The sequence below is a fragment of the Ruegeria meonggei genome, from assembly GCF_042768335.1.
Taxonomy (GTDB): domain Bacteria; phylum Pseudomonadota; class Alphaproteobacteria; order Rhodobacterales; family Rhodobacteraceae; genus Ruegeria; species Ruegeria meonggei.
Map to the genome: position 1 here is coordinate 527,550 of NZ_JAXHBT010000002.1, position 13,430 is coordinate 540,979.

Annotated in this window: 1 protein-coding gene; it reads left to right on the forward strand. The window is 60.8% G+C overall.

Annotation, left to right across the window (positions count from 1 at the left end; all coding sequences use genetic code 11):
- Positions 1 to 203: 203 nt before the first annotated feature.
- Positions 204 to 13,427, forward strand: coding sequence for a hypothetical protein (locus tag SJY13_RS22515; RefSeq protein WP_377194540.1), 13,224 nt, complete (start codon positions 204 to 206; stop codon positions 13,425 to 13,427).
- Positions 13,428 to 13,430 lie beyond the last annotated feature (3 nt).

Sequence of the window (13,430 nt, forward strand, 5' to 3'; positions counted from 1 at the left end):
ATGGGGTTTAGTCAAGCAGCAGTTGCAATTCTTCTTGAGCGCAGCTAATTCCCATCTGTTTTTTACTAAGTCGGCTTTAGGGGTCAAGGGTGATAAATAAATCAAATCTGATTTTGGTGTCTTCGTTTTGTGTTTTGATTTCAACGTCTTTGCTAGCAGCTCCTACCTCCACTTCGAAAGTCGGCGACACAGTTACCAACCCGGTGACAGGCCTGGACACCACCGTAAGCGCGCTGATCGTGGACCCGGCCTCAACACCTACGGCCGGGACAACTGCATTTGTAGAGACGGCCGATGGCTATGTTTTTCTCGTTAAAAGTGCGGGCGATACAATCTACAACTCTGACAATCCGCCGGTGTCTTTTGGGATTGTCTCTATTTCCGGCACAACGGCAGAAATTAGCAGCTCAGGCGCATCTGGCACGGCCAGTTTGTCCACTCAACTGACACTTTCGCAGTACAACAGCGGCTTCAACAGTTCAGGTACTCCGGGTACGGTGACGCCACCTCAGGACGTTTCAGGACCGAACGGTGTAAACCAGGTTGTCTACGGCCAAGGCGGTAGCAACGGGAGCGACGGCGCATTGTTTGTTCCGCCAAGCTCGGGTGGGAATGGATCGACGGGTCCGACGCAGACAAAGACGCTGAGCAGTGATGTCAACGCGACCAGCAACATAGGATGGCAGGTCGGCAGCGTAGGCGGTGATGGCGGCAATGGTGGCGACTCATATCTGAGTTTCTGGGATGGGCGTGACGGCGGCGATGGTGGCAAGGGTGGTACGGTTAACGCGACACAATCCACCGGCAGCACAATCCAAACGTCGGGCAGCGACAATGATGGTATTTTCGCGTTCAGCCGAAGCGGCAAGGCAGGCAACGGTGGCAGCGGTGTTTTAGCCCCCGTTGGTGGTACCGGGGGGCACTCGTCCGATGGGGGCAACGTGATCGTTACCCAAAATGGGGCGATTTCGACATCCGGGGATTCCGCCGATGGCATCTATGCGCTGAGCGTTTCGAATAACGGTGGCGATGGTGGATCTCAGTGGGGATTGGTGGGTTCGTCCGGCGATGGCGGCTTTGGTGGCAGCGGCGGCACGGTGACCGTCAACACAAAGTCAAGCGCCAGTATTTTGACAACGGGCGACTACGCGAATGGGATTTATGCCCAGTCGATCGGTGGGTCCGGCGGTTCCGCCGGGACAAGTGGAAACCTTTTGGTTTCGTTGATCGGTGGTGCGGACAATGGCGGTAACGGCGGACAAGTTTCAGTCACGCATGCCGGAGCGATTGAAACGCAGGGTGATTTTTCACGCGGCATTGTTGCCCAATCCATTGGCGGTGGCGGCGGTTCCGGCGGAACAGCTGGCGGGTTGGTGTCACTTTCGTTGGGTGGTGTCGGCTCGAACGGCGGCAGCGGCAGCGCGGTAGGCGTCACAGTGCAAGGAACGGGCAGCATTCTGACCTCGGGCGCTGGTGCCGACGGGGTTATGGCGCAGTCCATCGGCGGCAGCGGCGGGACCGGCGCGAACACCTATGGTCTTGTCGCAATTGGCGGAACCGGCTCCAAGGGCGGAACGGGTGCTGCGGTCAGTGTAAGCAATTTCGGACGTATCGTGACGGGCGGTGATGGCGCGCGCGGGATCATTGCGCAGTCCATTGGTGGTGGTGGCGGCGACGGCGGCTCTTCTGGCGGCATGGTATCCGTCGGAGGAAACGGCAGCGGCGGTGGCAGCGGGTCGACCGTAACAATCGTGAACGACGGGATCATAACCACAACCGGTGATGATGCGATGGGTGTTCTGGCCCAATCCATTGGCGGTGGCGGCGGCAATGGTGGATCGTCCGGTTCGGTTGGTGCTTTTGTGGGTGTGGCCATCGGCGGCGATGGTGGAGCTGGCGGCGCCGGCGGGGATGTCAATGTAACGCTGTCCAACACCGACAGCAGCCAACCTTCGGCCATTCAAACGTCGGGCGACCGTTCGACAGGTGTTTTCGCGCAATCCGTTGGCGGTGGCGGCGGCAATGGAGGCGGGGCTGTTTCGGTTGCGGTCGGTGCGTTCGGAGCGGCTTCGGTTTCCGTCGGAGGTACGGCAGGCAATGGCGGAGACGGCGGTGACGTAACGATCAGCGGCAGCGGTTCCGCTTCTGTGCAGACCGGCGGGGATGACGCTATTGGTGTCATGCTTCAGTCTGTTGGCGGTGGCGGCGGCAATGGCGGGTATGCTGTTTCTGTGGCCGTTTCTGGCGGCCCTGTTTCCGGGTCTCTGGCTGTTGGCGTAGGCGGTGATGGCGGTACCGGCGGCACAGGCGGGTCTGTTACGGTTGGGCAATTCAACAGCAGTGGTGTTGCGACTGCCGCGGGTTTCGAAGGTACAGTTGTCACCACCGGGAACCGGTCAACTGGAATGTTGTTTCAGTCCGTGGGTGGCGGCGGCGGTAATGGCGGATTGGCTGTGGCAGCGACCGGTGGCGCCTCGGCCCTGTTTTCAGGTAATGTTTCTATAGGCATCGGTGGTCAGGCTGGCAGTGCTGGTGATGGTGGGTTGGTACAGGTTTATACCAATGCTGACATAGCGACGACAGGCACGAACTCCAGCGCGATGATTGCGCAATCCGTTGGCGGCGGTGGCGGCAATGGCGGTGGCAGCATCGCAGCCGGGATCAGCGCAAGCGCCGGGGCGGCGGTTGGCATCAACGTTGGCGTAGGCGGAGATGGCGGTGGAGCCGGAACCGGTGGCGACGTCACTTTGGTTGCGGGTGGCAGCACAATTGAAACCAGCGGAGCCTTTTCCAGCGGTGTTGTGGCACAATCTGTCGGCGGTGGCGGTGGCAACGGTGGGTACAGCGTCGGTGCCAGTGCCGATATCGGTGGTGCAGCGGCAGGGTCGGTCAGTGTGGGACTGGGTGGAAAAGCAGGTGGCGGCGGCGCAGGTGGCGCGGTTACCGCTCAGGTCGATGCTGATGTGACCACACGCGGTGACGACTCAGGTGCTATCGTTGTTCAATCTATTGGCGGCGGCGGCGGCAATGGCGGCTTCAGCGTTGCGGCAGGACTGGCCGCAGGCGGAGCAGGCGCCGGGACGGTCGATATTGGGCTGGGCGGTGATGGCGGAAGTGGCGGCATTGGCGGAACGGTCACAGGCGTGCGCGTCAATGGCGATGTCCGGACCGAAGGGCTTCGTTCGACAGGGGTTGTGATTCAATCTGTTGGCGGCGGCGGTGGCAACGGCGGATTCAACGTCACAGCCGGGGTTGCAGCGGGTGGCGCAGGTGCCGGAACAATTGGTGTCGGTCTTGGTGGAGACGGAACAGGTGGCGGCAATGGTGGGGTGGTCGAAGGCCAAGTTGCCGGAGATGTGACAACGCTGGCCGACAATTCAGGCGGTGTCGTGTTTCAATCTATCGGCGGCGGTGGTGGTAACGGTGGGTTCAACGTAACGGCAGGAATTGCGGGCGCAGGCGCTGGTGGCGGTGCGGTCACGGTTGGTCTTGGCGGAGATGGATCCGGCGGAGGCATCGGGCAAGCGGTAACCGGAAGGGTTACGGGCGCTGTCAGCACAGGCGGGGCGGATTCGACGGCCATTCTGGCGCAATCTGTTGGCGGCGGTGGCGGGAATGGTGGCTTTAACGTCAGCGCCTCGGTGGCTGGTGCGGGTGTTGCCAGCGGTGCGGTTTCTGTTGGCCTGGGCGGCAATGGTGGCAGTGGCGCAATTGGCGGAACGGTCAACCTCACAACAACAAATTCCGTCGTCACGGCCGGAGACCGATCCTCTGGGGTTGTGGCTCAGTCGATTGGTGGCGGCGGTGGCAATGGTGGATTTAACATATCCGGTACAGGGGCCGGTGCAGGCGTCGGATCCGGAGCTGTCAGCGTAGGGCTGGGCGGTACAGGTGATGCCGGCGGCAATGGTGGCGCGGTTACACTGACATCAAACGGCATGATCCTGACACAAGGCGAAGCGGCCACGGCGTTCCTGGCTCAGTCTGTTGGCGGCGGTGGCGGCAATGGCGGGTTCAACGTCAGTGCTTCGGTGCAGGGATCAGGTACAGCAGGTGCCGGGGTCTCCGTTGGTTTGGGCGGTTCGGGCGGTGGGGGTGGCGACGGCAGCACCGTCGTCGCGACATCTAATAACGCGGTAGAAACCCAGGGCGATCAATCCTCGGGTGTAGTGGCGCAATCTATTGGCGGCGGCGGTGGTAACGGGGGCTTTAACGTATCTGCGTCTCTGTCCGGCGCGGGTACTGCAAGTGGCTCCGTCAGTGTTGGGCTCGGCGGTTCGGGTGACACAGGCGGGCAGGGTGGCGATGTCACATTGAGGTCCAACGGCACCATTCTGACCGATGGTTTCGCCTCAGGCGGATTTGTCGCGCAGTCGATTGGCGGCGGCGGTGGCAACGGCGGCTTCAATGTATCGCCGACTGTTTCAGGCGCAGGAACCGGTGCCGGCGCATTATCTGTTGGCTTGGGTGGGTCCGGGGCCGGAGGTGGCGATGGCAGCCTGGTTACGGCCAGTACTACGGCCAATGTTGTGACCAAAGGCGATGCGTCTGTAGGCATTCTGGCGCAATCCGTCGGCGGCGGCGGCGGCAATGGCGGCTTTAACGTTTCACCGGCACTCGCAGGGGCCGGTACGGGCGCGGGCGCAATTACCGTCGGTTTGGGTGGCAGCGGCAGCGGCGGCGGCAATGGCGGTGTCGTGGGCCTGACTGTTGCAAATGACGTCCAAACTGAAGGCGCGCAATCGAGCGCGGTTGTCGCTCAGTCGATTGGCGGTGGTGGCGGCAATGGCGGTTTCAACATCTCTGCATCCGTAGGCGGCGCAGGGACAGGGTCCGGGTCAGCTGCTGTAGGTTTGGGTGGTCGTGGCACCGGAGGTGGAGATGCCTCAGCCGTGACCGCAAACGTAACCGGAAACCTCGTCACGTTGGGAGAAACCTCAACGGGTCTGCTGGCCCAATCTGTTGGCGGCGGCGGCGGCAACGGTGGGATGAATATCTCGGTTGCGGTTGCTGCGGCAGGAACGGGATCTGGTGGCGCATCGGTTGGTCTCGGTGGTGCGGCCGGTACCGGCGGCAACGCTGGCACGGCGGAGGCAACGCTCACCGGTGACGTATCAACTCAGGGTGACGAATCCCGCGGCGTTGTTGTTCAAAGCCTTGGCGGTGGCGGCGGTAACGGCGGCATGAATATCTCGGCGACGGTAACCGTCGCGGGAACGGGAAGCGGCGGTGCGTCTGTCGGGTTTGGCGGCAGTGGCGGAAGCGGCGGCAATTCGGATACAGCGACCGGAACAGTGCTTGGCAACGTAATCACAGCGGGGGACAACTCTGGTGGTGTGCTTGTGCAATCTGCTGCGGGCGGCGGTGGCAACGGTGGGCTGAACGTTTCGGCCGCGGTGAACTTGTCGGGCACTGGTGGCGGCGCTGTTGGTGTGGGAATCGGCGGATCCGGTGGCAGCGGCGGCAACGCAAGTACCGCTACGGGATCGGTCACCGGAGACGTTGTGACGGCGGGCGAAAACTCAACGGGTGTCCTGGTTCAGTCGGTCGGCGGCGGTGGCGGCAATGGCGGGCTGAACGTTTCGGGCGCTGTCAGTATTGCCCGCACAGGATCAGGCGCTGCAGGAATCGGTGTTGGCGGATTTGGCGGCAGCGGTGGCACCAGCGATGTGGTCGACAATACGTTTGTTGGCACTGTCAGCACGTCTGGCGCACGCTCGGCCGGGATCATCGCGCAGAGCCTTGGCGGCGGTGGCGGCAACGGTGCGACAAACATTTCAGGTGCTATTTCCGTGGCCAGTAGCTTTTCTGGCGGTCTTGGGATTGGGGTCGGTGGCTTCGGCGGCAGCGGTGGTGCGGCGGACAACGTAACACAGCAGGTCACGGGGAACGTGACAACGACCGGTGACGATTCGGTTGGGGTAATGACTCAGAGCCTGGGAGGTGGTGGCGGCAACGGCGGCACAAACATCTCGGCTGCCCTGTCTTTGTCCCGGTCGACCAATGCCGCTGTTGGCATCGGTGTTGGCGGGTTCGGCGGAGGTGGCGCAGATGCTGGCGCGCTGGTCCAGTCGACCGTCACGGGCGGTGTCGGCACCAGCGGAGATCGCAGCACCGGTGTTATGACCCAAAGCGTCGGCGGCGGCGGCGGTAATGGCGGCACGAATATCTCGGCCTCACTGGGCATCAGCCAGCAAAACGGCGGTGCGATCAGTCTGGGTGTGGGTGGCTTCGGCGGCGGTGCCGGAAACGGCGGCGAAGTAATCAGCACTTTGCGGTCCAGCACGGATACCAGCGGTACGACCTCAGTGGTTACGATGGGTGCCGATAGCATAGGTGTCATGGCCCAGTCTGTCGGTGGCGGCGGCGGCAATGGCGGCCTCAACGTTTCGGGTGCCGTGAACCTGACTGGTAAGTCGGGTGCAGCAGTTGGTCTGGGCCTGGGTGGTTTTGCCGGCGGCGGTGGTGATGCCGGTGCGGTGACGCTGGATGTTCAAAGCGATGTCGTGACTGCGGGTGACGGATCGCATGGTCTGTTTGCTCAGAGCCTTGGTGGCGGCGGCGGAACCGGCGGTGTGAATGTCTCGGGCTCATTGGCGCTGACCAAGCCGTCCGGCTCAGACACGATATTCTCGGTTGCTGCCGGTGTTGGTGGCTTTGGCGGGGCAGGCGGCGACGCCAGCGCGGTTGATCTTGACTATACCGGTAACATTCAGGCGGTCCCGATGGTGCAACAACCTGACGGCACCTTTGTGGTCGACGAAAGCGCAGGGGCCAGTGGTATCATCGCGCAAAGCCTTGGCGGTGGCGGCGGTAACGGTGGAACCAATGTGTCTGGCGGCATTGCAATCAGCGGCAAACCCGGCGCGGGTCAGACGGGCAGCAGCAAGTCATATGCCGTTGTCGTAGGCGTCGGCGGCTTTGGTGGTGGCGGCGGCAATGCCGGAAATGTTGATGTCAACATCGGCAGCGGCAGCACGATCATGGCGCATGGTACCGGACAATCCGGATTGATGGCGCAATCCGTTGGCGGCGGCGGCGGCAATGGCGGGCTGAACGTCTCAGGCGGGATCGTCTCTGACAGCTCTTTGATCGTGGGTGTTGGTGGTTTCGCGGGCAACGGCGGTACGGCGGGGGATGTCAACGTCACCGCCCAGGCCGATATTACGGTTTCAACGAACCCGGACGATATCTCGATCCCCGGCGACACCACCTTTGAAGAAAAGCTGCGCGACTTCCTTGGGGACACGATTGTTGATGAGACCGAAGAACTGGCTTCAACCTTCGGGTTGGAACGTCTGTTCATCGACATGGGTGTCTTCAATGAAGAAAAGCCGGATACCGATGGCTCAGCTGGCCTGATGGCGCAATCCATTGGCGGTGGCGGTGGCAATGGGGGCCTGAACGTCTCAGGCGGCATTGCCCTGAGCAAAGACGGCAAAATCCCTTCGGTTACTTTCGGTGTCGGCGGCTTTGGCGGCAACGGCAACGTGTCCGGTGATGTGAACGTAGATCACACCGGCTTTGTTTCGGTTGCGGGCAACTGGAAACACGGCGTTCTGGCGCAATCCATTGCTGGCGGCGGCGGCAACGGCGCGCTTAACGTGACTGGCCAGCTGAACTATGGCGATTCCAACAGTTCAGACGGCAAAACCGACCTGAGCATTGTTGGTGGTCTGGGCGGTCACGGCGGTACTGGAGCGGATGCGGGCAATGTGTCAGTTACGCAGACTGGCAATATCGCCACCAATGGTTATCACGCCCGCGGTATTTTTGCCCAAAGCATTGGCGGCGGCGGTGGTACCGGCGGGATCAATGCAACCTTTGTCGGCACCAAGGACAGTTCGCCCATCGCAATGGGCATCGGTGGCTTTGGTGGTGGCGGTGGTCATGCAGGCGATGTCACCGTTGCGCGCGGCACCGCTGCGGCAGCAGCGGGCACCATTCTGACTGACGGTGTCGGCTCGCACGGGATTGAGGCCTCAAGCATCGGTGGTGGTGGCGGAGACGCCGGGATCAATGCGGTGGTGGGCATCAGCAAAACCACTGGCAATCAGAGCAACGGCGGAACGGGCAATTCCTCTAACCGCAAAACGCCGACCAATACCGGTGTGGATGATTCCGTGCTCGCCAACTACAACAGCGTGCTGGACGAGCTGGAAGGCAAGGTGAACCCGGCGGATTCCTCTGGCAATAAAACCGGTGTGTCGGCTGTCATCGCGATCGGTGGCGATGCGGGAACCGCCGGGGATGGCGGCACGGTGGATATCGACCATTACGGCGATGTCATTACGTTGCAAGACAGCAGCCACGGGATCTTTGGCCAATCCATCGGCGGCGGTGGCGGTAACGCGGCCCTGAACCTTGGTATGACGTACGAGTTGGCCTCGGATGCGACCAACAAGGGCTTTGGCCTAGCCATTGGCGGCGGTACAGGTAACGGTGGGGTTGGCGGTTCGGTTGACGTGCGCAACACCGGCGACATCACCACGACCGGTGCGGATTCACACGGTCTGTTTGCCCAATCAGTTGGCGGCGGCGGCGGCAATGCCGGTTACAATTCGGTCTCGACATCGGTGGATGGCGGCAACGTGAATATCCAGATCGGCCGCACAGGCGGCACTGGGGGAAGCGGTGGCGACGTTTATGCCAGCTCGAACGGGTTTGTCAGCACTGCAGGTGACAGGTCTTACGGGTTCTTTGCGCAGTCCATTGGCAATGGCGGCGGCAACTCAACATCGACATCTGTCAGCATTGGCACGCCCAAATCCGGCGACAGCAAAGGCAATAAGGCCAGCCTTTCGGTTGGTCTTGACGGCGGCACCGGAGGTGCAGCGGGCGATGTCACGACCGTTGTAGCCGGTACTGTGGTCACACAAGGCGCGGATGCCCACGGTGTCTTTGCTCAGTCCGTGGGTGGCGGCGGCGGCAATGGAGGCAAGGCCAGCAACTCTGCCGGTAAGGGCATCTCGATTGCGCTGTCAATTGGTGGCACAGGTGGAACCGGAGGCGTTGGTGGCAAAGTTGACGTGACCAATACGGCGCAGATTGCGACCTTTGGCGATCGGTCGATTGGTCTGTTGGCGCAGTCCATTGGCGGGGCCGGCGGCACCGGCGGCATGGTGCAGGCGGGTCAATCGAACCTCGACACCGTCAAGGCGCTGGTCAAACCGTCAACGGTCGGCACGACAGCGTCGATCAATGTCGGTGGTACAGGCGGCGACGGCATGACATCGGACACTGTGACTGTGGTCAGCGATGGCATGATCAGCACGGCAGGCACGATGTCTCATGGCATTTTTGCCCAATCTGTCGGTGGCGGCGGGGGTATGGGTGGCGTGGTGGAAAACCGCATCATCAGCCTGCGCAAGGATATTGGGAACACGGCGACCCTATCGATTGGTGGCGATGGTGGCACCGGGGCGACCTCTGCGGCGGTCTCGGTCACAAACCGTGACGTCATCCAGACAACGGGTGACAAATCCATTGGCATCTACGCGCAATCTGTCGGTGGCGGTGGTGGTGACGCGCAACAGGTGCGCAACATCATTCTGGGTCGGTCTTCGGACGGGTCGACCACAAATGCCATTCTGATCGGTGGCACTGGCGGGACTGGCGCATCTGCAAGCACAGTGACGGTTGTAAACGAAGTTGATGCAACGATCCTTACGACCGGCAGTGAAAGCTACGGCATTCTCGCGCAGTCCGTTGGTGGCGGCGGCGGCAATGGCGGCTCGACAATCTCGATAGACGGGCGCTATGGCGGGGCCGAAGCCAGCACGCGGCGCGCGCTGCAATTCGGCCTTGGCGGCTCGGGCGGCGACGGCGGTACTGGCAGCACCGTATCGGTGACCAATGCCGGGACGATCATGACAACCGGCGATGGTGCACACGCGATCCTAGCACAGTCCATCGGTGGCGGTGGCGGCAATGGCGGAAGTTCGATCACCGGCACGATGCGTCTCAAGACAGGGGACAGCAGCTCGCCCACTGCACAGTTGAACATTGGTGGTTCTGGTGGCACCGGCAATATGGCTGGCAATGTCATCGTCGCAAATAGCGGCGGTATTCAGGTTGATGGCGCAGGTGCTTATGGCATTCTGGCGCAATCTGTTGGTGGTGGCGGCGGCAATGGCGGTCTGGCCGTTGCCATGGATGTGAATGACATCAAGAACACTATGACCGGCAAGTCCTACTCGAAAATCGCCATCGGCGGGTCGGGTGGATCGGGCGCAGATGGTGGCGATGTCACGGTCGACCACACGGGCATCATTATCGTGAACGCCGAATACGGATTTGGCATCTATGCACAATCTGTAGGTGGCGGCGGCGGCAACGCGGGGTATTCGGTGTCGTCCCCGCTGGTCTCGGCGCTGGATTATACAATCTCGCAAGCGCTGGGGGCCCGTTCAGGGTCGACTGGCGCAGTTGGAACTGTGACTGTCAATTCGACTGGAGATATTCTGGTCAACGGTGAAGGCAGCGAAGCTGTGTTCGCTCAGTCCGTGAACGGCGGTGGCGGAAATGTCGATACCTTTGTCGACTTCACCGCGGCAACTGCCAGCTCTGCATCGACTGGGACCGGCACAGTCGTGAGTAGCGACATCGCCCTAGGCGGTGATGATGTGTCGGGAATGGCTGGCAATCGGGTCGCCCAGTCCCATAACGGCAACATTGCCACAACACGCGACCGGTCGACCGGCCTGATGCTGCAGAGCGTTGGCGGCGGGGGTGGAACGTCTTCCAACACAGTCAACGTTCAGGATGGCGACGGCATCGATATCACGGCGCGTCTGGGTGCGATCGATACGGATGACGCCAGCGGCGGCGACGTAAACGGCAGCCGGACGGGCGATGTTGGCACCGATGGGGCCTTTTCATCCGCAGGTGCGGCGCAGTCCATTGGCGGCGGCGGCGGCAAACTGGTTCTGAACAGCACCAGCGATGGTCAGGCCGGGGCCGAAAAGACCGCTTCGGTGATCCTGGGGGCTGACCCCAGCTTTAACAACGATGGCGGCAATATCGATCTGTTGCTGGACGGAGACGTGTTCACAAGCGGTGATCGGTCCTTTGGCCAAAGCGTCCAGAGTATCGGCGCGGGTGGCGGTGAAGTTGTCTTGTCCGGCCTTGGGCGTGCGGACGTGACTTTGGGCGCGCAGGACGGTTCGACTGGAGACGGCGGCAATGTTGATTTCGCCAATACTGGCGACGTGACCACCAGCGGGAAAGGGTCGCATGGTTTCGTCATTCAGAGTATCGGCGGCGGCGGCGGCCTCGTTTCATCGGATATAGACGCCAGCAAGGTTACCGTGGATCTATCCTCAAACAATGGGGGTGACGGTGGTGATATCGGGTTTGCGCAATCCGGAAACATCGTGACCACCGGCAAAAACGCGATTGGTGTCGTGGCTCAGTCTCTGGGCGGCGGCGGCGGTATGGTTGACAATGCCTTCCGTGGCACGGCGGGCGGTGCGGGTGCCGGTGGCGCAATCGACATGGACCTGACAGGCAATATCCTGTCAGTCGGAGAAGGCGGCATCGGTGTTCTTGCGCAATCCGAGGGCCGTGACGGTGCTGACGCAATCACGCTTGGTTTGGATGGTGTGGTCATGGGCGGCACCGGTCAGGCGGATTCTGTCGCATCCATCGTTGTGTCTGGAGGTGCCGATAACGTGCTGTCCCTGTCCAACGCGAGTGTGCTGATTGCCGCAAACAATCAGCTTGTGAATGGCGGTGACGGTAACGAACAGATTTCGCTGAAGGGTACAGCGCTTGGGAACGTAAACCTGGGCGCAGGCCAAAACAGCCTGACTGTCGAAGAAGGTGCCGACTTCTATTCGCTTGATACGGTCGATCTGGGCGTGGACGGGCAAATGCAGGTGAATGGCAATCTGGTTCTGGGGGGCAATGTTGGTCTGAACACGGATTTGACGCCCACAATCCAGTCCAGTGATTTTATCTTCGCCGGAAATGTCAGCCAGACAACAAACCTTACCGGCAGCCTTGCCTTTGGTGATACGGCAATGTCGACCTTCGACGTGTATTTCCTGACCACGGGCGCGTCAGGAGGTCGTAGTGATCTGATCAATGTTATCGGTGATGCCGCGATGGGCGGCACGCTGTTGCCGCAACTCAACACGCTAGAACGTGCATTGCCGCTCGTCATTATCAACCCCGATGGAACAGCGACGGATGCCGGCACGGTAATACAGGATACCGTCGTTCTGGATTACTCCATCGGTCTGAATGGAGCCACTTCAGACGGAAGTTCGGTTGATCTGGTGATCACGCCGGATTACTCGACCGCGGGCATGAACGCGAACCAGGCGGCGGTTGGTGATTACATCAATCAGGTTCTGAACGGGCAGGGGTCGGTCGAACAGGGCGAACTCTTCGCTTTGATCGGGAACATGATGTCCGAGGCCGAAGTCATCGCTGCAATTGACAGTCTCACAATTGCTGATTACGCGGCAGACGTGGTTGATGCCTACTATGGTACTCGAGTATTTGCCGACGCTCTGCACAATTGCGAACGGTACACGGAGCATCAATCAGGAGACGATCCGCGCCGGTGTGTCTGGTTCTCTGGGGGCAGATCTTTCTACGATCGCGAACAAATCGGTATCTACGATGAACTGGACATCAACAATACCAACCTTTCCGCCGGTATCCGGCTGCCGGTTGGGGATGATCTGTATGCAGGCTTTGCCTTCGGTCATGACCAGATAAGCCTGCGGAACGGGACGCAATACAATGCAACCGGTGACCGGTTTAACCTGGGAGCCTCGCTGACCAAATATGTCAGCTCATGGGAATTTGCAGCAATGCTTTCGGGCGGCTGGTCGGATTATGATACGGCGCGCTCTGGCGGGGTCAGCGGTATTCTTCCCAACGGAACGCCCGTTAACACAAATGGTGTCAGCTCGATCAAACATAAAATGAACCACCAGAATCTGCGCCTGAGCGTTGCCTATGATTACAGGTTTGCAGGCGGCAGTTCTTTCCTGAAACCCGAGATTGCCGTCGACGCCACGCGTCTGGCAACCGAAAGCAACGGCGATGCAACCTTGTCAGGGGTTGTTTTGCAAGACGACAGCGAAATGATCTATTCGCTGACGCCTTCGCTTGAGATCGGAACGGAACAGACCCTAAGCGCTAAGCAAAAACTGCGGGCGAGCCTGCGGGCCGGGGCCATATTCTCATCTGATGACACAGTTTCTGTGAGTGCAGGGTTTTCTGGTGCAAGTGCTGCTGATGGTGGTTTCTCCAACACCAGCTACATTGGCGACACACACGGTCTGGTCTCGGCTGAGTTGGGACTGTATGCCTTGGACGACAGCAGTTTCCTAAACCTGAGCCTCGACCACGTGTTCGGTGACTCAACCGAAGCCCTGCAGGTCGGGCTTGGCGTCGGGATACAATTCTAAAAA